20 protein-coding genes are annotated in these 21,209 nt (G+C 64.3%); 6 read left to right on the forward strand and 14 right to left on the reverse strand.

The window, feature by feature from the left end; all coding sequences use genetic code 11:
* Positions 1-9: 9 nt before the first annotated feature.
* The 4 genes from QP915_RS05030 to QP915_RS05045 all read right to left on the reverse strand — a co-directional run bounded on the left by QP915_RS05030 (position 10) and on the right by QP915_RS05045 (position 4,433).
* Positions 10-1,686, reverse strand: coding sequence for a bifunctional uroporphyrinogen-III C-methyltransferase/uroporphyrinogen-III synthase (locus QP915_RS05030; RefSeq protein ID WP_284768370.1), 1,677 nt, complete (start codon positions 1,684-1,686; stop codon positions 10-12).
* Between the two features lie 208 nt (positions 1,687-1,894).
* Positions 1,895-2,782 (reverse strand): hydroxymethylbilane synthase, encoded by an 888-nt coding sequence (gene hemC, locus QP915_RS05035; RefSeq protein WP_284768371.1) that lies wholly within the window; start codon positions 2,780-2,782, stop codon positions 1,895-1,897.
* Entirely contained in the window at positions 2,783-4,117 is a 1,335-nt protein-coding gene (locus QP915_RS05040) for a glutamyl-tRNA reductase (protein ID WP_284768373.1), read from the reverse strand. It abuts the gene before it with no gap.
* A 73-nt stretch (positions 4,118-4,190) separates the two neighbouring features.
* Positions 4,191-4,433: a glutaredoxin family protein gene (locus QP915_RS05045; protein ID WP_150851354.1), complete on the reverse strand. Its 243-nt coding sequence runs from the start codon at positions 4,431-4,433 to the stop codon at positions 4,191-4,193.
* 88 nt (positions 4,434-4,521) lie between these two features.
* Between QP915_RS05045 and QP915_RS05050 the strand changes: the two genes are divergently transcribed.
* A complete protein-coding gene (locus tag QP915_RS05050) occupies positions 4,522-5,559 on the forward strand; it encodes an HAD family hydrolase (protein WP_005327220.1) in 1,038 nt (345 codons plus the stop codon).
* Positions 5,560-5,644: 85 nt separating this feature from the next.
* Here the strand turns inward: QP915_RS05050 and QP915_RS05055 are convergent, their stop codons facing one another.
* From QP915_RS05055 to QP915_RS05075, 5 genes are all read right to left on the reverse strand, one after another.
* Positions 5,645-5,746: a 30S ribosomal protein bS22 gene (locus QP915_RS05055; RefSeq protein ID WP_003855542.1), complete on the reverse strand. Its 102-nt coding sequence runs from the start codon at positions 5,744-5,746 to the stop codon at positions 5,645-5,647.
* A 250-nt stretch (positions 5,747-5,996) separates the two neighbouring features.
* A complete protein-coding gene (locus QP915_RS05060) occupies positions 5,997-6,185 on the reverse strand; it encodes a helix-turn-helix domain-containing protein (protein WP_005276651.1) in 189 nt (62 codons plus the stop codon).
* Between the two features lie 225 nt (positions 6,186-6,410).
* A complete protein-coding gene (proC, locus tag QP915_RS05065; RefSeq protein ID WP_284768375.1) occupies positions 6,411-7,202 on the reverse strand; it encodes a pyrroline-5-carboxylate reductase in 792 nt (263 codons plus the stop codon).
* Between the two features lie 73 nt (positions 7,203-7,275).
* The gene (locus QP915_RS05070; protein WP_284768376.1) at positions 7,276-8,310 is read right to left on the reverse strand and encodes an Rv0497 family membrane protein; all 1,035 of its coding nucleotides are present in this window, start codon (positions 8,308-8,310) and stop codon (positions 7,276-7,278) included.
* Between the two features lie 9 nt (positions 8,311-8,319).
* Complete coding sequence (locus QP915_RS05075; RefSeq protein ID WP_284768378.1) at positions 8,320-9,249, reverse strand: Ppx/GppA family phosphatase; 930 nt, start codon at positions 9,247-9,249, stop codon at positions 8,320-8,322.
* A gap of 33 nt (positions 9,250-9,282) precedes the next feature.
* On the opposite strand from QP915_RS05075, the gene QP915_RS05080 reads away from it, so the two are divergent.
* Entirely contained in the window at positions 9,283-10,209 is a 927-nt protein-coding gene (locus QP915_RS05080; protein WP_284768379.1) for a DUF3109 family protein, read from the forward strand.
* On the opposite strand, the gene QP915_RS05085 is transcribed toward QP915_RS05080, so the two are convergent.
* From QP915_RS05085 to mshA, 4 genes are all read right to left on the reverse strand, one after another.
* A complete protein-coding gene (locus tag QP915_RS05085; protein WP_284768381.1) occupies positions 10,206-10,913 on the reverse strand; it encodes a response regulator transcription factor in 708 nt (235 codons plus the stop codon). The two genes, QP915_RS05080 and QP915_RS05085, sit on opposite strands and share 4 nt — an antisense overlap.
* Entirely contained in the window at positions 10,910-12,172 is a 1,263-nt protein-coding gene (locus QP915_RS05090) for a sensor histidine kinase (RefSeq protein ID WP_284768383.1), read from the reverse strand. Before QP915_RS05090 ends, QP915_RS05085 begins: the two co-directional genes overlap by 4 nt.
* Positions 12,173-12,235: 63 nt before the next feature.
* A complete protein-coding gene (locus QP915_RS05095) occupies positions 12,236-12,982 on the reverse strand; it encodes a phosphoglyceromutase (protein ID WP_238800529.1) in 747 nt (248 codons plus the stop codon).
* 39 nt (positions 12,983-13,021) lie between these two features.
* Positions 13,022-14,287 carry a D-inositol-3-phosphate glycosyltransferase gene (gene mshA, locus QP915_RS05100; RefSeq protein WP_284768386.1) on the reverse strand — a complete coding sequence of 422 codons (1,266 nt, stop codon included), beginning with the start codon at positions 14,285-14,287 and terminating at the stop codon, positions 13,022-13,024.
* A 66-nt stretch (positions 14,288-14,353) separates the two neighbouring features.
* Here mshA and QP915_RS05105 point away from each other — a divergent pair, with 66 nt between their 5' ends.
* The 4 genes from QP915_RS05105 (at position 14,354) to QP915_RS05120 (ending at position 19,888) form a co-directional block, all read left to right on the forward strand.
* Positions 14,354-16,069, forward strand: a complete 1,716-nt coding sequence (locus QP915_RS05105; RefSeq protein ID WP_284768388.1) for a long-chain-fatty-acid--CoA ligase — start codon at positions 14,354-14,356, stop codon at positions 16,067-16,069.
* 1 nt (position 16,070) lies between these two features.
* Complete coding sequence (locus tag QP915_RS05110) at positions 16,071-16,556, forward strand: methylated-DNA--[protein]-cysteine S-methyltransferase (protein ID WP_284768389.1); 486 nt, start codon at positions 16,071-16,073, stop codon at positions 16,554-16,556.
* A gap of 72 nt (positions 16,557-16,628) precedes the next feature.
* Positions 16,629-18,338 carry a long-chain-fatty-acid--CoA ligase gene (locus QP915_RS05115; protein ID WP_284768390.1) on the forward strand — a complete coding sequence of 570 codons (1,710 nt, stop codon included), beginning with the start codon at positions 16,629-16,631 and terminating at the stop codon, positions 18,336-18,338.
* 11 nt (positions 18,339-18,349) lie between these two features.
* The gene (locus QP915_RS05120) at positions 18,350-19,888 is read left to right on the forward strand and encodes an AMP-binding protein (RefSeq protein ID WP_284768391.1); all 1,539 of its coding nucleotides are present in this window, start codon (positions 18,350-18,352) and stop codon (positions 19,886-19,888) included.
* 5 nt (positions 19,889-19,893) lie between these two features.
* On the opposite strand, the gene QP915_RS05125 is transcribed toward QP915_RS05120, so the two are convergent.
* Positions 19,894-21,168 (reverse strand): YihY/virulence factor BrkB family protein, encoded by a 1,275-nt coding sequence (locus QP915_RS05125; protein ID WP_284768393.1) that lies wholly within the window; start codon positions 21,166-21,168, stop codon positions 19,894-19,896.
* Positions 21,169-21,209 lie beyond the last annotated feature (41 nt).

Here is a 21,209-nt window from a genome sequence, read left to right on the forward strand (position 1 = left end):
GACTAAAACTTATGCCTTGTCGACCTTAGTAGCCTTCTTGCGCGAGCGGCGTTTCTTGCGCGGCGCAGGCAGGTTTCCGGCGGCGCGGAGGGCGGCGACGTGGTCTGCGAGGGCGTCGACAAGCGCGGGCACATCGGCGACTTCGGGCACCACATCGACGCGCAGGCCCATCTCTTCCGCGGCCGCTCTTGCCGACGGCCCGATACACGCAATGATCGTCCGCTGGTGCGGTTTGCCCGCAATGCCCACCAGATTGCGCACAGTGGACCCGGAGGTAAAGGCGACGGCGTCGAAGCCGCCGGTCTTGATCATGTCGCGGATCTCGGCCGAAGGCGGGGCGGCGCGGACGGTGCGGTAGGCCACGACGTCGTCGACCTCCCAGTCGAGGGCCTTGAGCCCGTCAACCAGGGTGTCGGCCGCGATATCGGCGCGCGGGAGCAGGACGCGGCCGACGGCGTCGATATCTTCCACAAAGTTGGGGAAGACATCGAGCAGGCCCTCGGCGTTCTGCTTCTTCTTGTGTGGCAAAAGCTCCGGGACCATGCCCTTGGAGCGAATGGCGGCCGCGGTTTTGGTGCCCACGGCCGCGAGGTGGACGCCGGCGAAATCGCGGGCGTCGAGGCCGAGCTGGGCGATCTTGTCCCACACCGCGGTCACGGCGTTGACGGAGGTGAACACGATCCACTTATAGCGGCCCTCGACGATGCCCTTGATGGCGCGGTCCATCTGCGCCGGGTTGCGCGGCGGCTCGATGGAGATGGTGGGCACGTTTTGCGGGATAGCGCCGTAGCCGGCCAGACGCGCGGACATCGGGCCGGCTTGTTCCTTGGTGCGCGGGACGAGCACGCGCCAGCCATAGAGCGGACGGTTTTCCCACCAGGAGTACTTGGTGCGGTCGTCGATGCTGCGGCCGAGAGTAACGACGAGCGGGCCGGTGAGGTCCGCGTCGAGCTTGCCCATGGTGCCCAGCGTGGTCTCATAGGTGCGCTGCAGGCGGGTGGTGCCGTGGACGGTGACAAATGCCTCGGTCTCGGCCGGCATGCCGCGCTGCTGCAGCTCGTCGGAGACAACCGGCAAGTCCTCCTTGGTGGCCTGCAGGACGATGGGCTGGGTGGCGTTGGCCAGCGCGTCCCAATCGGCGCCGTCGGTAACGTCGGCCTCGGTATAGGTGGAGCCGAGGGCAATGCCGGCAAAGGACGGCACGGTAGACGGCAGGGACATGCCCGGCACTACCTGGAACTCCAGGCCAGCAGACGCCACGGCGTTGATCTCGGCCTTGATGGACTCGCGGTGCAGCGGGTTGCCGGTGACCAGGCGGATGACATCCTCGCCATCCGCCTCGACCAAGCACTCACGCAGCTGGCCCACGATATCTTCGGCCGGCTCGTACAACACCGCGGCCGTTGGCGGCGCGGGGCGGGGCGGTTTGCGGCGCGCGCCCTTGGCTTTGGCATCGGCGCACATTTGGGCGTATTCGGCCTCGGCGGCGTCGAGAAGCTCTTGCGGAACGGGCAGCGCGGCGGCGACGGCATCGCGCACGCCCTGCATGACCTGCGGATCGGTCACGGCGATGGCACTATTTGCCAGAACCTCGCGGGCGCGGACGGTCAGCAGGTCGGGATTACCTGGACCAGCGCCCACAAAGACGATCTTGCCCAATTGGGTGTCTGGCGCGGCATTGCTCATAAAGTTCTTTTCTAAAATCGGGCGCGCGGCACCGCGCACGGACATGATCGCATGCGGTGTGGTTCCCCGCGCCGGCGGTGGGTGACACGGTCTTAACGGCCAAAATCCCAGGCCTTGCGTCCTGGGATGCCCTTAAAGGGGGCCGGATCATTGCGGGACAATGATCTGTGGTATCTACACCTTAAATTATTAGCGCCTAAAGGCGAAATTACTTGCCCAGCAGCTCGGCCGCGCCACCGGCGAAAAGCTCGTCCGAGATGCGCGCGCCGAGTTCGGCGGCTTCGGCCGCGGAGCCGGAGGCTGTGGCGGTGAGCTGGCGGGTTCCGTCGAGCGCGAAGACGCCGCCGCGCACGGTGAGCTGGTCGCCGTCCCAGCGCGAGGTGGCGGCCACCGGCGCGGTGCAGCCGGCCTCGAGGCGGGCCAGCACGGCGCGCTCACCAGCAGCGGCGGCCGAGGCGCGGTCGTCGACAATGGCGTCCAGGGCCGCGGCAGCCTCGGTGCCGGCCACGGCCTCGATGGCGAGGGCGCCCTGGGCCGGTGCCGGCATAAAGACGGAGGGTTCGAAGATTTCGGTGGCGCGGTCCGCGTAGCCGCCGCGCAGCAGGCCGGCGTAGGCCAGCAGGACGGCGTCGAGCTCGCCGTCGGTGACCTTGGACATGCGAGTATCGATGTTGCCGCGCAGCGGGCGAATTTCCAGGTCCGGGCGGAGGGCGGCCAGCTGGGAGATGCGGCGCGGGGCGGAGGTGCCCACGCGCGCGCCCTGCGGCAGCTGCGCCAAGCTCAGGCCATCGCGGGCGACGAGCGCCTCGCGGGAATCCTGGCGCTGCGGCACGACGAGGCGGAAGCGTTCATCGGGGGCGGTGGGCAGGTCCTTAAACGAGTGCACGGCAATATCGCATTCACCGGCATACAGCGCCTCGCGCAGCGCCTGGGTAAATACGCCGACGCCGATGCGCTCGACGGGCGCCATGTTGACGTCGCCGGCGGTGGTGACGATGTGAAGTTGGGAGTCAAAGCCGGCGTCGATAAGCCAATCGCGCACATGGCCCGCCTGGGTGGTGGCGAGCTTGGAGCCGCGGGTACCAATCTGAAACATTTAGGCCTCCTTTGCCATGGTGGGCAGTTCATTGACGGCCACGGACACACCGGAGCCTTCCAGCTGCAGGCCAAAGAGCTCCTGCAGGGCGTTCTCGCTGCTGACGCTGCTTTCCGACGCCGCCAGCTTCTTCGCCCTAACCGTCGGTTCATGCAGCAGTTTATCGGCCACACGCTTGAGCGCGCGCTGCACGTCCTCGAGCTGCTTGCCCGCGAGCTCGGGGTGCTTGTGCTGCAGGCGCGCGGCCTCGCACTCGACGAGATCGGCCGCGCGGCGGTGCAGGGCGCTTACGGCCGGAGCGACGTCGCGCACGCGCTGGGCTGAGGTATAGGCCGCCAGTTCTTCATCGACGATGTGGCGCGCCTGCACGTGCGGACTGGTCCCGGCCGCGACATCGGTATCGGCGGCCGAAAGCGACTTGCTCAGGCGCTCGATATTGACCAAGTCCACGCCCTCGGCCGCGGCGGCGGCATCGTCGATATCACGCGGCAGGGAGAGATCGATGAGCATGAGATCGCGGCCGGCGGGAAGGTCGGCGGCTTCGATGGTGAAGTTATCCGCGCCGGTGGCGGAGATGGCTAGGTCGACGTCGGAAAGCGCGGTGGCGCGCTCAGCAAAGTCCACGACGCGGGTGGCAACGCCCGCCTCTTCCGCATGGCTGGCCAGGCGCTCGGCGCGCTCGCGGGTGCGGTTGGCCAGCACCAGCTCCTTGACGCCCAGCCGGCCGGCGTGGGTAGCGGCGAGGGACGCCATGGCGCCCGCACCAAGGACTAGCGCGGTCTTGCCAGTCAGGTCGGCGGCGTCGAGGCGCTGCAGGGCTTGGTCGAAGGCGAAGGACACCATGGAGGCGCCGGCCTCGTCGATATCGGTCTCGGAGTGCACACGCTTGCCCGCCCGCAGCGCGGCCTGCGCCAGCGCGTGAATGCGCGGGCCGACCGTGCCCTGCTCGGAGGCGGACTGGTAGGCGCTACGCACCTGGCCGATGATCTGCTGCTCGCCCACCACCATGGAATCCAGGCCGGAGGTCACGGACATCAGGTGCTCGGCCGCGGCGTCGGCAAAGCGCACGTAGAGGTAGTTGCGCAGTTCCTGCTCACCCACGCCCGAAACCTGGGTGAGCACGCGCACGACTTCCTGCACGCCGGCGTGGAAGGAGTTGGTGACGGTGTAGACCTCCATGCGGTTGCAGGTGGAGATAATCATCGCCTCTGACAGCGGCTCGGCCGCCACGAGTTGCCCGCAGGCGGAATCCTGGACCGGACTATCCATGCTCAGCTTTTCCAGCAGCGCCACCGGCGCCGACTGGTGGGACATGCCCACGACGAGCACGCTCATGCACAACACTCCTCAACCCTTTGATTGATTTTAATCCTCCAAAAGACTACCCGTCGGTGTCGCGGATCCCGAATCAACCGGCTAGCTCGGCCGCCAACTCCTCGTTGTCTACTTCCCAGCAGGCAAACTCTTCGCCGTCGATGACCACAACGGGCACGCGGTCACCGAACTCCATGGCCAGCTCCGCGTCCTCATCCACGTTACGCACGGCAAGCTCCGCGCCTGCCTGCTTGACGACGGGGGTGATCTGCTCCCTCACGCGCGCGCAAGAACCGCAGGTGGTGCGCACCATGAGCTCGACGAGATGCTGGGACATATTCTCCTCACAAGGACGGCGGCGGTCGAAACCATTACTATGGACACGTTAGTCCACCCCGCGTTTGCGAAAGCTGTTTGTCTCACTCGTGTCCGCTACCACTCCCCCAGGGTTCCCCGAATCCCCCCGCGACTTCTTGGCCAATTGGACCGCCTCGCGCGGTAACCTGCGTAATTTCTTGGAGACCCAAGCGCTCGCCCCACTGGACGAGGAATCGCAGCGCACCGCCGGTGAGGCCGCGGCCGCCGCGGCGCTGGAGGAATTTGGGCTGGAGTTGGAGGATTTCGCCTCCGGCGTGGACTCGGTAACCGGCTCCTATGACGCGGCTGGCGCGCAGCGCATCACCGCCCAGGACCCGGACGTGCCGGTGGATGTGGGCGCGGCAGCGTTTTTCGACGTCGACAACACCCTCATCCAAGGCTCTTCCCTCGTGGAATTCGCCTTTGGCTTGGCGCGCAAGCGCTACTTCCGGCTTTCTGAAATCCTGCCGATTGCGTGGAAGCAGCTCAAGTTCCGCGTCTCCGGCAGCGAAAATGCCAAGGACGTGGCCGCCGGCCGCGCGCAGGCGCTGGAGTTTGTCAAAGGCCGCAGCGTCGACGAGCTGGTGGATTTGTGCGAGGAGATCGTGGACGCCTCGCTGGCCCGCCGCGCCTACCCCGGCACCACGCAACTGGCGGAGATGCACCTAGCCGCCGGCCAGCAGGTATGGCTGGTGACGGCCACCCCGGTCCAGCTGGCGCAGGTGCTCGCCCGTCGCTTCGGGTTTACGGGCGCGCTCGGCACCGTCGCGGAGGTCAAGGACGGCAAGTTCACCGGACGGCTGGTCGGCGATATCCTCCACGGGCCCGGCAAGAAGCACGCCGTGGCCGCGCTCGCGACCATCGAAGGCCTCGACCTCTCGCGCTGCACCGCGTATTCGGATTCCGCCAATGACGTGCCCATGTTGTCCATGGTCGGCACCGCCGTGGCCATTAACCCGGACCGCAAGCTGCGCGATATTGCCGGCGACCGCGGCTGGCTCGTGCGTGACTATCGCTCCGTGCGCCGCGCCATCCGCACCTATGGCCTGCCGGCACTGGCCACCGCCGCCTTCTCCTATGGCGGCTGGCGCTACTACCGGCGGTAGCAAGGGCGGTAGCGGGCGCTGGGGGACGTCGGCAAGCATGCAAAAACCCTCCGCACAATGGCGGAGGGCAAGAAGCGGGCTGGGTTTACTTGCCCAGCTTACGACGCTGCACGCGGGTGCGGCGCAGCATCTTGCGGTGCTTCTTCTTGGACATGCGCTTGCGGCGCTTCTTAATGACGGAACCCATGGAGTCCTCACTTTCGTGTAGTACGTACTGTAAAACTTGTCAGCGCTAAAACGGCGAAGGTGCACTCTTGCCGCCGTGGCCACACGGACCGCGGGCCACATCAGCGAGCCGACACGAATGCACACCATCTTACCCAGCACCCAGCCCGTGACCAAAAAGGGCCCGCGACAACAACAGCGAGAAACAACAGCGCCCACCACCGCTGACCACGAGGGCCAACAGAGGTGGGCACTGTCTGTGCGGCGCGAGCCTAGGCTCCGTAGACGGAAGCCTCCAGGTACTCGTTGACGGCAGACTCGTGAACGCGGAAGGAGCGTCCGACGCGAACAGCCGGCATTTCGCCTGCGTGAACCAAACGGTAGACGGTCATCTTGGAGACGCGCATAATCTCGGCGACCTCCGCGATCGTCAGAAAGGTTCCCTTTTCTTCATTTGCCATATATATCTAACCCTTCAGCTCGTTACGCGCTGTAGGCTTCCCCTCCCACAGGACTTCACGCACGTGCTTGCCCTAGCCTATCGTGAAACATGTGACTAATGCGACCCAAGTGCCAAATTTTTTCACAGCATTCATTAGGGTTTCCCCTAAAAGCGCTGCTTAACACCCGCCCCAACACTCCCGGGTGGGTACACCCCCACCACGGGGAGGTCGCACACGGCGGCGCTAGCCGAGTTCCTTGGCCTTATCGGAGCAGGCCTCTGCCGCGCGGTAGAACGCGCCGCGTAGGCCGGACTCCTCCAGCTCGCGGACGGCGGCCGCGGTGGTGCCGCCCGGCGAGGTTACGCCAGCACGCAGCTGGGTGGCCGAGCGGCCGGAGCTAGCCAGCATCTCACCAGAGCCGGCTGCGGCCTGGGCGGCAAGCTTCTCGGCGACGTCGCGGGGAAGGCCGAGCTGTACGCCGGCGTCGACAAGCGCTTCTGCTACAAGGAAGAAGTAGGCCGGGGAGGAACCTGCCAGTGCGGTGGCGGCGTCGATATTCTTCTCCGGGATGACCGCTACCTCGCCGACGGCCTCCAGCAGCTCACGCACGCCGTCCATCTGGGCCTCGCTCACGTGCTCACCGGCCGCGCAGGTGCACATGCCGCGGCGCACCAACATGGGGGTATTGGGCATAACGCGCACCACCGGCACGCCTTCGCCCGCCGCGCCCTGCAGCTGCTCTAGCGTCAGGCCCGCGGCCATGGACACGACCACGGCATCCTTGGCCGGCTCAAGGCCTTCGAGCAGGTCTAGGATGGCGTAGGGTTTCACGCACGCGAAGATATAGTCCGCGCCGTCCACCGCCGCCGCATTATCGCTGGTGGTGGCGACGCCATAAGTCTCTTTGAGTTCCTGGCTGCGGGATTCGGTGCGGTTGGTGACCGTGATATCCGAGCCCGCAAAGCCCGATGCTACGAGTCCCGAGGTCAAAGCCTCACCGATTTGTCCGCCACCTAAAATTGCAATCTTTGTCATAGTCTCCACCATGCCAAAAATGCGGAACCCCGGCTACCACGAGGGGTAACCGGGGCGTCGACAAGCGAGGGGCTTAGAGCATAACCAACAGCAGCGGGCCGAAGGTCAGGATAAGGCCGGTAAAGCCGGCCAGGAACATGGAGAATCCATCGCGCGCGGTGCGCAGGGCGTGCGTCACGCCCACCATAATCGCGGTGACGCACAACGCGAGGATGGCGACGATCAGGCGCGGGAAGCTATCCCACAGAATCTCAAAGCCCTTGAAGATGACAATCGCCAGCAGGATGCCCGCAACAATCATCAGCAGGATGGAAACCGGGTTGAGCTTCTCGTGCTCTTCCTCGATCCACTCTTCGTCGTCCTCGACCTTAGGAAGGTTGCCGGTTTCCTCTGCACTCTTAGCGACGCCCGCCTTCTTCGACGCCGGCACCGCCGCCGCAGCGGCCGCTCCAGCGCCAGCTGCCGCAGCTCCCGCTCCGGCCGCCTTTGCGCCCTTGTCGGCCTTCGGCTTTTCAGCGACGGGCTTTTCGGCAGCGGGCTTCGCTGCGGTGGCCTTGTCCGCGCCGGCCTTGTCTGTGGTCGGCTTCTCCGCTGCGGGCTTGGCCGTAGCCGCCTTCGCCGCGGCAGGCTTGTCGGCAGCAGGCTTGGCGTCGTCCGCCTTCGCCTTATCCACGCGCTGGATTACCGCGGTGTCATCGGCAGAAGGCTGATTCTTCTTCGCCGCCTCCTGTGCCGCGCCGGCAGAAGCCGACTTCTTTGCGGTGGGCTGTGCAGCCGACGGGGCGGACGCAGCAGGCTTTGCGGCAGCCTTGGCTGCAGGCTTGTCGGTGGACTTCTTTGCGGAGTCGGCACCGGTCGCGTCAGCGGCCTTGGGGGCGCGGATGACGGGAGCGTCCTCGTCGATAGAGACGGAGGTGTGCTTGGCCTCGGCAGGCGAAGCTTCGACCTTCTTAAGATTGCCGGTTAGCTCGGCAACGGAAATGCCGCCTTCATCCAGGCTGCGGCGGTGGCGACGCGAACGCTTGTCGTCCTTGCCGCCCTTTTCGCCGCGGGCCTTTTTATCGCGAGCCAGCAGCTCTGCCACGGTCAACTTGTTCTTGTCAGCCATGATCTCTTCCTATTCCAATCCCTTGTCGGTCCGGCGCAAAATGACGCCCTCACGCAGCGCCCACGGGCAGATTTCCAGCTTCTCGATGTCCAAGGCTCGCATGGATGCCTCGGCCACCAGAGCGCCGGCAACGATTTGGTGCGATCGGTTAGAACTTACACCTTCTAGGTCCGCTCTGTCTGCCGCAGTCATGCGAGAGATGAAGGAAATCAACTGGCGCAGACCCGGTGCAGTTAACGTGCGCTTGACGTATGGGCCGGCAGACGAGGGGGCGGAACCGGTCAGGCGCGCCAGCGTACGGAAGGTTTTGGAGGTACCCACGGCAAGGCCAGCGGGGCCCATGGCCTTCATCTGCTGAGCGGCGTCCTCAAGCTCCGCATCAATAAAATCGCGCAGCGCGCTTACCTTCTTTTTCTCCGGCGGGTCAGTGTCGAACCAATTATGGGTCAACCGGCCAGCGCCCAGGTCGAGGGAGAAGGCAAGGTCGGGGTGCTCGTCGGTACCGGTGGACAGCTCTAGCGAGCCGCCGCCGATGTCCAGGTTGGTAATACGGCCGGCGGACCAGCCGTACCAGCGGCGTGCGGAAAGGAAGGTCAGCTGGGCTTCTTCCACGCCGGAGAGAATCTGCAGGCGTACGCCGGTCTGCTTTTCCACCTCATCGAGCACGGCCTCCGAATTATGCGCGGAGCGCACCGCCGAGGTAGCAAAGGCGATAAATTCAGCGCAGCCCAACTTTTCGCCCAGCTCGCTCGCCTCCGCTACGGCGCTGACCAGCTTCTTTACACCCTTTTCATGGATGTTGCCCTTCTTGTCCAGCTGTTCTACCAGCCGGAGCGGGGTCTTCCAATCGCTCATCGGAGTAGGCCGCCCGCCCGTCGCGGCATCGACCGCAACGAGGTGGACGGTATTGCTTCCGACGTCTAATACACCTAATCGCACACTAATAGCGTAGTAGGTCTACCGTGGTTAGGTGTGAATCGCCCAAAATCTGACACGGTATACCTAGGTTTTCCCGCGAGCTCGCCCGCGGCGGCGTCGATAAGAGCGGGCCGCGAAGAGGCCCCCGATTTCCCGCGGGAGTGGTTTGAATTTACCAACCCGAACGACCCGCACCACGTCTTTTCCATCGACCTGACATGGGTGGAATCGCACTACAGCTGCCAATTTGGAACGTCGGCATGCCGGGGCATCGATAAGAGCCAGCCCGAGGTGGGCTGCTGCGTGCATGGCGCCTATATGGCCGATGAGGAAGACCGCGACCAGCTTTACGACGCCGTTTCGCGCATGCCTGCCAAGTATTGGCAGCTGCGCCCAGCGGGGGTAGATGAGTTCCTCGCGCAGGACGCTACGGACGAGTTGGAGCCGTGGCTGGAATGGGACGAGCTCGACGGCGAGGACGGCGAACCGGAACCGGCGCTGAAGACACCCATTGTGGATGGCGCGTGCATTTTTGCCAACCGCGCCGGCTGGGCAACGGGTACGGGCTGCGCGCTGCACCAGTGGGCTGTCGATACCGGCGAGGAACTCACGGTGGTAAAACCCGAGGTGTGCTGGCAGTTGCCGCTGCGCCGATACGAGGATTATGAAGAGCGCCCGGATGGGCAGGAGATTTTGCGCACGCAGATCGGCGAGTATGACCGCCGCGGTTGGGGTAATGGCGGCGAAGACTTTGATTGGTATTGCTCGGCTGATGCGGCCTGCCACGCCAACCCGCTGCCGATGTGGCAATCGCACGAAGACGAGCTGGTAGCGCTCATGGGCCGGGAGTCCTATGAGATTCTGGCCGCGCACTGCAAGGCACGCGCCGCGGCGGCAGAGCACGGCGTCCAGCTCACGCAGCACCCGGCCAGCGTGAAGGCCGGGAGCCTACAGGCAGGAAGCCAGCAGGCGGAGAGCTAGAGCTCGAATTTATAGCCCAGGCCGCGCACCGTAACCAGGTGCTTCGGGCGGGAGGGCTGCTCCTCGATCTTGGAGCGCAGGCGCTTGACGTGGACGTCGAGCGTCTTAGTATCGCCAACATAATCGGCGCCCCAGATGCGGTCAATGAGCTGGCCACGGGTGAGCACGCGGCCGGCGTTGCGCAGCAGGTACTCCAGGAGGTCGAATTCCTTAAGAGGCATGGATACCGGCTCGTCCGCGACGGTAACGGTGTGGCGTTCCACGTCCATTTTGACGCGGCCGCCCTCGAGGATCTGATCGGCTACTTCTTCCTCCAACTCGGCGTCGGCACCGGCGCCGGAATCGTGGCCGCGGCGCAGGACCGCGCGGATACGCGCGATGAGCTCGCGGGAGGAATAAGGCTTGGTCACGTAATCATCAGCGCCCAGCTCGAGGCCGACGACCTTGTCGATCTCGGAATCGCGCGCGGTCACCATGATGACCGGCACGGACGAGGTGGTGCGCAGCTGCTTGCATACCTCGGTGCCGGACATGCCGGGCAGCATGAGGTCTAGAAGGACGATATCGATGTCGTTAGCGGCAAACTTTTCCAGCGCGGTGGGGCCATCGTGCGCAATGATCGGCTCGAAGCCCTCCTTGCGGAGGAGGAATGCCAGCGGATCTGCCAGCGACTCTTCATCTTCAACGATGAGGATGGTGGTCATTGTGCTTTATCCTTTCGACGTGCTGCAACGCGTGCTACTGCACGCGGGAGCCCAGGCGCCGCCGCAGTGACGGCATCCTGATTCTCATTATCCTTCATGCCAGCATCCTGCGCTGGCTTTTCTTCCCTGTAGATAGGCAACTCAATGGTGAATGTAGAACCCGTACCGGGCCGGGACCACAGTTTGATGTTGCCGCCGTGGTTGGCCACCACGTGTTTAACAATTGCTAATCCTAGGCCAGTACCTCCGGTCTGCCGCGACCGGGCTTGGTCTACGCGGAAGAAGCGCTCGAAGACGCGCTTTTGATCATCCGGTGCGATACCGATGCCGCGGTCGGTGACGCGGATGAGCACGACCCCACCGTCCACGACTTTCTGGGAGACCGATACCGGCATCTTCTCCGGCGAATAGTTAATCGCGTTGGAGATGAGGTTAGATAGTGCGGTAACCAGCAGGGACCTATCTCCTTTGACCTGCACGCCAACCGAGGCGCCCCGGTTGAGCTCGATGGAGCGAGCCTCCGCAGCCAGTTGGTTGCGCGTGAGCGCTTCCTCGATGAGGTCATCGACGGCCAACGGTTCCATTTCCGGCAAGGCCTCGGCGCCCTGCAATTTGGACAGGGAAATAAGCTCGCTGACCATATCGGCCATGCGGTTGGCTTCCTTGTAAACCTTATTGCCAAAGTACTCCACGGTTTCCTGGTCACCGGGGTCTTGTAGCAAGGCCTCGGCCAGCAGGGCAATGCCGCCGACGGGGGTCTTGAGCTCGTGGGAGACGTTTGCCACGAAGTCGCGGCGGGCGGATTCCATGCGGACGTTTTCACTCTCATCGGTGCCGTAGATGATGACAAAGCGGCCGTCGTTAAGCGTCAGCGGCTTAATTACCGCCTTGACCTGTGTGACGCGGTGGCCAGTGCGGCGCTTGGGAATGGCCAGGTCGACGGTGCGGGTCTCCTTATCCTCGAAGACCTCCTGCGCGGTCTGCCACACGTCCGGGTTCACGGCGCGATCATGCACCAGGGACATCTCGTGGGCGGCGGAATTGGACATGACGATTTCTTGGCTGCGGTCCAACACCGCCAGGGCCGTCGGCGAGCCCTGCACGGCCAAGTGCAGCACCTGGCTGACCGTCGTGACCTGGTTGGCCTCGGCATCGGTGGCTTGGCGGTAGCGCGCAATGCGCCCGCGCAGCCAAGAAATCGCTGGCAGCGCCAGCCCGCAGGCCACCACGCCGGCGGCAAAGGAAAGAATCAATTCCACGTGTCTACCCTATCCACCACAAAGTCCCCAGGGAATACTCCCCGGGGACTGTGGCGCAGTTTCTTACTTACCGCCCTGCGCAGCAACGGCGGCGGCACCGGCAGCGGCGGCTTCCGGATCCAGGTAGGTGCCACCTGGGTTTACTACGGAGCCATCCTCGGTGATCTCATACACCAGCGGGATGCCGGTCGGAATATTCAGGCCGGCAATATCATCATCGGAGATATTGTCCAGGTGCTTGACCAATGCGCGCAGGGAGTTGCCGTGTGCGGCGATGAGCACGGTCTCGCCCTTCTTGGCGCGTGGGAGGATTTCTTCCTCGAAGTACGGAACGAAGCGGGCGACGACGTCCTTCAGGCACTCGGTCTGCGGGACCTTTTCCAGGTCGGCGTAGCGCGGGTCATTGGTCTGGGAGTACTCGGAGTCATCGGCCAGCTCCGGCGGGCGCGTGTCATAGGAGCGGCGCCATGCCATGAACTTTTCCTCACCGTATTCTTCCTTGGTCTCGGCCTTGTTCAGCCCCTGCAGGGCGCCGTAGTGGCGCTCGTTGAGGCGCCAGTCGCGCACCACTGGAATCCAGTGGCGGTCGGCGGCGTTGAGTGCGATGTTCGCGGTGCGGATAGCACGGCGAAGAAGAGAGGTATAGAGGACATCGGGCAGAACGCCTTCCTGCGCGAGCAGCTCACCGCCGCGCTTGGCTTCCGCCTCGCCCTTTTCGGTCAGATCTACATCGACCCAGCCAGTGAACTGGTTGGACTCGTTCCACTTGGATTGGCCATGGCGAAGAAGAATCAGTTTTCCGTTAGTCATGCCTCCAGCATGCCACGAAATTACTACCGGCGTCGGGGTTTAATCCCCAATCGCCCGCCGTTGATGGCAATCCGGGACCTTGATGCGGCTGGCCTCGTCATAGATTTCTGCGAGCGCGGCGGCGGAGCTGGCCCAGCTAAAGCGCGCAGCGTGGGCGACGGCGGCTTCGCCCATGGCGATGCGCATGGGGTCGTCGTCAAGCAGGCGGGCTAGAGCATCGGCCCAGTCGGACGGGTCGTGCGAGTGCACCAGCAGGCCGGTCTCCCCTTCGGCTACGGCGATGGGCAGCCCGCCGACGGCCGCGGCTACCACCGGCGTGCCAGAAGCCTGGGCCTCCAGCGACACCAGGCCGAAGGACTCGTTATAGCTAGGCACCGCCACAATATCGGCCGCGCGGTAGACCCCCACCAGCTCCTCTGGCGGGCGGGCACCCAAAAAGCGCACGCGCTTATCGACGCCCAACTCGCGCGCCAACTCCCTATAGGCCTCCGGCGCCGTATTAGCCCCCGATGGTCCGCCACAAATGACCACGCACAGGTTGCGGGTCGGTTCGCGGCGGAAGAGCTCGGCCGTGGCGCGAATGAGGACCTCTGGGCCCTTGAATTTTTGCAGGCGCCCCACAAAGGCCACCACCTTGGTATGCAGTGGAATGCCCAGCTCGCGGCGGGAGCGCTCTGTATTGCGGTCCGTGCCTGGGGTAAATAGCTCGACGTCGGCGCCGGGCGAGACCACGCGAATGATGTCGCACTCGGCGTCGTAGTGCTCGGCTAAGTCGCGGGCCTCTTGCTCGGTATTGACCACGAGCAGGTCCGCGTTATCCACCAATTGCTGCTCGCAGATGCGGCGGGCCTCGGACTCCAGGGTGTCATCCGCCGTCCGAGAAGCGTTTTTTACCGCGGCCAGAGTATGGGCCGTGTGGATGAGCGGTATGCCCCAGAGATCCCGCAGTAGCCAGCCCACCTGACCAGAGAGCCAATAGTGGGAGTGAATAAGGTCATATTTCTTGCCCTGCCATTTGGCAAATTGCACCATGCCGCCCGCGAAAGCGGCCAGCTGGGTGGGCAGATCCTCTTTATCCAGGCCCTCGTACGGGCCCGCGACAATATTGATAACGCGCAGGCCGGGCTCGACCGCAATGATTTCGCCCTGGCTAGGCCGGGTGGCGCGAGTGTAGACGTCCACCTCTATTCCCCGGCGAGCCAGTTGGCGCGCACTATTGAGGACGTAGACGTTCATGCCGCCGGCATCCCCCGAGCCGGGCTGTTCAATCGGCGAGGTATGCATAGAGATCATGGCGATGCGCATGGCGCTCAATTCTACCGGCGCTATACTGGCCCCTGCCAGAAACCTACGCCACCGAAAGGTATAGTTTTGTCCGCATACGAATCACAGGCTTGGCTCCAGTATTACCCGGAATGGACACCGCACCACCTCGAGTACGGCGAGACCACGTTGCTGGATATCTACGACAACAATCTTGAGGTCAACGCCGATAAACCGGCCACCTACTTCTTCGGGCGCACCCAAACGTATGCGGAGCTGGACCGGCAGGTTCGCGCTGCCGCCGCTGGCTTGAAGGCCTTCGGTGTGCGCCCCGGTGACCGCGTAGCCATCGTGGCACCAAACTCGCCGCAGTACATCGCGGCGTTCTACGCCATCTTGAAGCTGGGCGCCCAGGTGGTGCTGCACAACCCGCTCTACACCGCCCACGAGCTGGAGGGGCTCTTCCAGGATCACGGCGCGCGCATTGCCATTGCCTGGGATAAGGCAGCCCCGACCTTGGAGAAGCTGCGCGCGACCACCAATCTGGAAACGGTCGTGTCCATCAACATGATCAACGCCATGCCCACCCTGCAGCGCGCCGCCCTGCGCCTGCCCATCCCGCCGCTGAAGTCCAAGCGCGAGCAGCTCTCGTCCCCGGCGCCAAATACCGTGCCGTGGGAGACCTTGGTGGGCAACGCCATCGGCGGCGATGGTAGCGATATCACCACGCCGGAGGACGTGGACAAGGACACCATCGCGCTGATTATGTACACCTCTGGCACCACCGGCGCCCCGAAGGGCGCCATGCTCTCGCACGGCAACCTGTTTTCTAACCTGATGCAGGGCAAGGCGTGGGTACCAGGTTTGGGCGATAAGCCGGAGCGCATGCTGGCAGCCCTCCCCTTCTTCCACGCTTATGGCCTGACCATGAACGTGACCTTGGCGCAGTTCATCGGCGGCGAGCTAGTTATCCTGCCCAAGCCAGATATGTCGCTCATCATGCAGTTGATGAAGAAGCACACCCCGACCTGGGTTCCGGGCGTGCCGACGCTCTATGAGCGCATCGTGAAGGCCGCCGAGGATCAGGAAATCCCCATCAAGGGTGTGCGCGCGGCCTTCTCCGGCGCGTCTACCCTGCCTTCGGACACGGTCAATAAGTGGGAGAACTACACCGGCGGCCTCTTGGTGGAGGGCTATGGCCTCACCGAGTGCTCGCCGATTATTGTGGGCAACCCCATGAGCACCGACCGCCGCCCAGGCTACGTGGGCATTCCGTTCCCAGATACGCAGGTGCGCATTGCCAACCCGGATAATCTGGACGAGACCCAGCCGGACGGCGTCGAAGGCGAGGTTCTGGCCCGCGGCCCGCAGATCTTCAAGGGCTACCTCAACAATGAAGAGGCCACCGAGGCCGCCTTCCACGGCGAGTGGTTCCGCACCGGCGATATGGGCGTCATGGAAGAAGACGGTTTTATCCGCCTGGTCAGCCGCATCAAGGAAATCATCATCACCGGCGGCTTCAACGTGTATCCGGGCGAGGTGGAAGAAATCCTGCGCGAGCACCCGAGCATCGATGACGTCGCCGTGGTCGGCCGCCCGCGCGAGGACGGCTCCGAGGACGTCGTGGCCTGCCTCGACCTCGCCGATGGCGCCGCCCTGGATCCGGAGGGACTCAAGGACTACTGCCGCGAGCGCCTGACCCGCTACAAGGTCCCGCGCACCTTCTACCACTTTGAGGAGCTGGCCAAGGACCAGATGGGCAAGATCCGCCGCCGCGAGGTCCAAGCGGACCTCATCCGCCGCCTCGAGGCCGAACAGAACTAACATGTTCCGCCTTATCGATAGCCCCCTCGGACCCCTGCGCTTGCAGGCGAGCCCGCGGGGGCTTTCCCGCGTGGACATCACCGCGGCCAGCACCTTGCAGGAAGCGGTGGGCGGTGTGGAAGAAGGGGGCGTCGAAAAGCGCAGCGCGGACGTGCTCGACGCCGCCCAGACACAGCTCGCGGAGTATTTCGCCGGCCAGCGCCGCGCCTTCGAGTTGCCCCTCGCCCCGCCTGCGACGACCGACTTTCGCGCCGCAGTGCATGCGCGGCTGGCCGAGATTGGCTATGGGGAGACGGTCACCTACCGCGACATGGCCAAGCTGCTGGGCCGGCCCGGCGCGACGCGGGCCGTGGGCAGTGCGTGCGGCGCCAATCCCCTGCTCATCGTGCGGCCATGTCACCGTGTGCTGCGCAGCGATGGCGGTCTCGGCGGCTATGCGGGTGGTCTGGAAGCCAAACGTTTTTTGCTGACACTGGAAGAAAACTAGAGGGATTCCTCATATTTGGGATATGCTATCCCCTCAGAAATAGTTTTTGTAGCCAAACGAAAGGTTTTCCGCGTGTCCGCTTCCACCTCCCGAGCTTGGCTCGAGCACTACAGCGATTGGACCCCACACACGCTGGACTACGGCGATAAAACCATCGTCGACTACTACCGCAATAACCTGCGGGTCAATGCCAATAAATCCGCCACCTACTTCTTCGGAAAGACACAGACCTACGCGGAGCTCGATACCCAGGTGCGCGCCGCTGCGGCCGGTCTCAAGGCTTTTGGTATTCGCCCCGGCGACAAGGTGGCCATCGTGCTACCGAACTGCCCCCAACACGTCGCCGCGTTCTATGCGGTGCAATTGCTTGGCGCCACCGTGGTCGAGCACAACCCGCTCTATACCGCCCCGGAGCTGGAAGGGCTGCTCAATGACCATGGGGCGCGCGTGGTCATCTCCTGGGATAAAACCGCCTCCACTCTGGAAAAGCTACGCTCGACCACCCCGCTGGAGACCATCGTCTCCGTCAATATGGTCGATGCCATGCCACCACTCAAGCGCCTCGCACTGCGCCTGCCCATCCCGCCGTTGGCCGCCAAGCGCGAGCAGCTCACCAGCCCCGCACCCAATACCGTGGAGTGGTCCACCCTCATCGGCGCGGCCATTGGCGGCGATGGCTCGGACCTCGATATCCCTGAGATCTCCCAGGACGATATCACGCTCATCCTCTATACCTCCGGCACCACCGGAAAGCCCAAGGGTGCCCTGCTCTCACACGGCAACCTCATTGCCAATGCCATTCAGGGCAAGGCCTGGGTGCCACAGATGGGCAAGCAACAAGAGCGCTTCCTCGCGGCATTGCCCATCTTCCACGCCTATGGCATGACCACGCTGTGCATCTTCAGCATCTACCTTGGCGCTGAGCTCATCCTGGTCCCCTCCCCGCAGATGCCGCTGATTATGGACATCGTAAAGAAACGCACGCCTACCTGGCTGCCGGGCGTGCCCACGCTGTATCAGAAGATCATGGACGCGGCGGAAGAAAAAGACGTCGACTTAAGCGGCATCCGCAATGCCTTCTCCGGCGCCGCCACGCTGCCCATAGAGATTGTGGAGCGCTGGGAGACCATGACCGGCGGCCGGTTGGTGGAGGGCTTCGGCATGACGGAGACCTCCCCGGTACTTACGGCCAATCCCATGAACGGCAAGCACCGCCCCGGCTATGTAGGCGTGCCCTTCCCGGATACGGAGGTGCGCATCGCCAACCCTGAGAACCTGGATGAGGCCCAGCCCGATGGCCAACCGGGCGAGATGCTCGCGCGCGGTCCGCAGATTTTCCAGGGTTACTTTGGCAATGCCGCCGCTACCGAAAAGACCTTCCACAATGGCTGGTTCCGCACCGGTGATATGGCACTCATGGAACCGGATGGCTATATCAAGCTGGTCAGCCGCATCAAGGAAATCATCATCACCGGCGGCTTCAACGTCTATCCCGCCGAGGTGGAAGAGGCGATTGCCCAGCATCCCGACGTCGTGGATGTCGCCGCCGTGGGCCGCCCGCGCCAGGATGGCTCCGAGGATGTCGTCGGCTGCGTCACCCTGCGCGATGGCGCCGTGCTCGATCCAGAAGGCCTGAAGGAATTCTGCCGCGCACGCCTGACCCGCTATAAGGTGCCGCGCACCTTCTACCACTTCGAAGATCTGGCGCGCGACCATCTGGGCAAAATCCGTCGCCACCAGGTGCGCAAGGACCTACTCGAGCTGCTGGAGGCAAAGGCATAAACTTAGCGGCTATGGCAGATATTCATTACGGCGCTACCTTGACGGATTTCCTCGCGTCCGCCGTCGCGAGGTTTCCCCAGCACCCCGCCACCTACTTCGCTGGCCACACGCTCACCTATGGCGAGCTCGACGCCCAGGTGGCGGCCGCGGCCGGTACCCTGCGCGAGATGGGCGTGCGCCCCGGCGACCGTGTGGCGCTCCTGCTGCCCAATTGCCCGCAGCACGTGGTGGCATTCTTCGCCATCCTGCGCCTGGGCGCGGTGGTGGTGGAGCACAATCCGCGCTATACCGCGCACGAGCTCACCCCGCTGCTCGCCCACCATGGCGCCCGCGTGGCGATTGCCTGGGAGGACATCGCCCCCACCGTGTCCGCGCAGGTAGAGACCACCATTGCCGTTTCCCTCAGCGAGCCGCTTCCCCTCACCGGCGCCCCGGTGGAACCGCACCCTGCCGCGCTTGCCGACGCCGCCCTTATCCTCTACACCTCCGGCACCACCGCCCGCCCCAAGGGCGTGGTCTTAACCCACGGCAACCTCGCGGCCAACTGCCTGCAGCTAGAAACCCAGGCCCCGCTGCGCGCTGGACATGAGCGCTTTCTGGCCGCGCTGCCCATGTTCCATTCCTATGGCCTGACGATGAGCGTGCTCCTCGCGGTGCGCTGTGCGGCCGAGATCATCCTGCTGCCTGCCCCACACACCGACGCGGTGACCGCGGCCCTTGCCGTGCGCCGCCCCACCTGGATGCCGGGCGTGCCCACCATCTACGAGCGCGCCATGGCGTCCACACCCGCGGCCGCAGACACAGCCGCGTCCGACGCGCCCACGGATCTCGGCAGGGTGCGCTATTCCATCTCGGGCGCAGCTTCCCTCCCCTCGCGCATCATCGAGCCATGGGAGGCGCGCACCGGCGGCATACTGGTGGAAGGCTATGGGCTTACGGAGACCTCTCCCGTGCTGACCATCAATCCCCTCGATGGCACCCGGCGCGCCGGCACCATCGGCCTGCCGCTGCCGGATACGCAGCTGCGCATCGGCGATCCTCACGACCTCAGCCGCACCCAGCCGGATGGCGAGGCCGGCGAGATCCTCGCCCGCGGCCCGCAAGTCTTTAACGGCTACCTTGCCGACGCCCCCGCCACCGCCGCCGCCTTCCATGACGGCTGGTTCCGCACCGGGGACATGGGCGTGCGCGAGCCTGACGGCCATATCCGGTTGGTGGGCCGCATCAAGGAAATCATCATCACCGGTGGCTTCAATGTCTACCCCGGCGAGGTCGAGGAGGCTTTAACCTCCCATCCTGATATTGCCCAGGCCGCGGTCGTGGGCCTTCCTCGCTCCGATGGTTCGGAGGACGTCGCAGCCTGCGTGGTGCTTGCCCCCGGCGCGCAGCTCGACGAATCCGCCTTGCGCGACCATTGCCGCGGGTTGGTGGCGCGCTATAAGGTCCCGCAGCGCTTCTTTGCCATGGATGAGCTCGCCGGCGATCAGCTGGGCAAGCTGCGCCGCCGCGATGTCCAGCGCGATCTGCTCGCGCTGCTCAACCAGGGCTAGCCTTCTTAACGCTCTTCCCGGCGCACCGCCTGCTCGTAGATGCGCTCGGAACGCTCCTCAAGGTCGTGCTGGGCGCGGGCTTGGGACTTAGCGGCGGCGTCGGAACGCGGCGGGGCCTGGATATGCCGCGCGGCGCGCAGGCCCAATTGCAGTTCCTTGGCGCGCAGGATCTCCGCATCGAGCTTGATGCCCAGAATGAGCATCGTATTAGATAGCCACACGGCCATGAATACGGCCATGATGAGGCTGAAGGCGCCATAGACGCTGGCTCCGGCAAAGCGCTGGGTATACAGCGCAAATGCTCCCCACACCACAACATTGGTGCTCAGCGCTACGACGGAGCCTAGGGTTATCCACCGAAAGCGCGCTGGCCGCACGTTCGGGGAAAAGTGATACAAAATAGCGATCAAGCTCAGCACGATCGCCACGGTGAGCGGGAAGCGCAGCCAATTCCACACTGGCATGAAGATCCCACCCAAAAAGTCCGCGGTGCCCTGCATCTCCAACTTGCCCGCGAGCGGATTGATAACGCCGCTCACGATGGTATCGCGCAGCAGGTTAGCAAAGAGCACGATGACCGCACCGATGACGAGGACGATGGTAAGCCCCCACATCAACGCCCAGGTGCGGATGATTCCGCGGCCTTCCACTCGTCCATAGACGGTATTAGCCGTGCGCGAGAAGGCGCGCACATAGGCCGAGGCCGCAAAGAGCGAAACTAGCACGGATACCACCAGCGCGAAGGTGCCTTGCGCCGTGGAACCAATGATGGAGCCCACCAGTTTTTCGGCCTGCTCCGTCATGGAACTGGGCACGTAGTCCGCAATGAAGTGTGAGGTCAATTCGTGCACCTCGGCACGCCGCGAGGAAAAGATGAGCGTGGCGATGGAATAGGCGGCTAGCACCGTGGGAGCAAAGGCCATGAGCGTGAAGTACGTCATCGTGGCCGCACGATCCATCAAGGCATCGTGAAAGAAATCGGCCCACACGCGGCGCGCCACCAGCCCCCAGCTTTCCTTACGTAAGCGGTTACCGCGGGCCAGGGGATCTACTTCCTCGGTGTGGCCCGCAATCTTGACCACGGTGGGCGCGGTGCTGGGCACGATCTTATCCGCCCCCTCGTACCCGGATTCGCTTACCGGAGTAGCCGCGGCGCTCGACGGAGTCCCGGCAGGCTGGCGGCCGGCGGGCTGCTCGCCGTCAGGCTGTTCGGCAGAAGGCAAGTCCCCAGGGGTGCGTGCGGCGCCGGGGGCCTCAGCGGCGTCGTCGAGAGTGCTCATATTATCCCAGCGTATGCGGTAAAGAATCTATTTCAGGAAGT

Origin of the sequence: Corynebacterium sp. MSK158 (assembly GCF_030229085.1) — a bacterium.
Taxonomy (GTDB): domain Bacteria; phylum Actinomycetota; class Actinomycetes; order Mycobacteriales; family Mycobacteriaceae; genus Corynebacterium.

Coding starts and splice junctions, on each gene's coding strand:
- QP915_RS05030 (WP_284768370.1), bottom strand. CDS start 1,686: ATGAGCAATGCCGCGCCAGACACCCAATTGGGCAAGATCGTCTTTGTG.
- hemC (WP_284768371.1), bottom strand. CDS start 2,782: ATGTTTCAGATTGGTACCCGCGGCTCCAAGCTCGCCACCACCCAGGCG.
- QP915_RS05040 (WP_284768373.1), bottom strand. CDS start 4,117: ATGAGCGTGCTCGTCGTGGGCATGTCCCACCAGTCGGCGCCGGTGGCG.
- QP915_RS05045 (WP_150851354.1), bottom strand. CDS start 4,433: ATGTCCCAGCATCTCGTCGAGCTCATGGTGCGCACCACCTGCGGTTCT.
- QP915_RS05055 (WP_003855542.1), bottom strand. CDS start 5,746: ATGGGTTCCGTCATTAAGAAGCGCCGCAAGCGCATGTCCAAGAAGAAG.
- QP915_RS05060 (WP_005276651.1), bottom strand. CDS start 6,185: ATGGCAAATGAAGAAAAGGGAACCTTTCTGACGATCGCGGAGGTCGCC.
- proC (WP_284768375.1), bottom strand. CDS start 7,202: ATGACAAAGATTGCAATTTTAGGTGGCGGACAAATCGGTGAGGCTTTG.
- QP915_RS05070 (WP_284768376.1), bottom strand. CDS start 8,310: ATGGCTGACAAGAACAAGTTGACCGTGGCAGAGCTGCTGGCTCGCGAT.
- QP915_RS05085 (WP_284768381.1), bottom strand. CDS start 10,913: ATGACCACCATCCTCATCGTTGAAGATGAAGAGTCGCTGGCAGATCCG.
- QP915_RS05095 (WP_238800529.1), bottom strand. CDS start 12,982: ATGACTAACGGAAAACTGATTCTTCTTCGCCATGGCCAATCCAAGTGG.
- mshA (WP_284768386.1), bottom strand. CDS start 14,287: ATGCGCATCGCCATGATCTCTATGCATACCTCGCCGATTGAACAGCCC.
- QP915_RS05110 (WP_284768389.1), top strand. CDS start 16,071: ATGTTCCGCCTTATCGATAGCCCCCTCGGACCCCTGCGCTTGCAGGCG.
- QP915_RS05120 (WP_284768391.1), top strand. CDS start 18,350: ATGGCAGATATTCATTACGGCGCTACCTTGACGGATTTCCTCGCGTCC.
- QP915_RS05125 (WP_284768393.1), bottom strand. CDS start 21,168: ATGAGCACTCTCGACGACGCCGCTGAGGCCCCCGGCGCCGCACGCACC.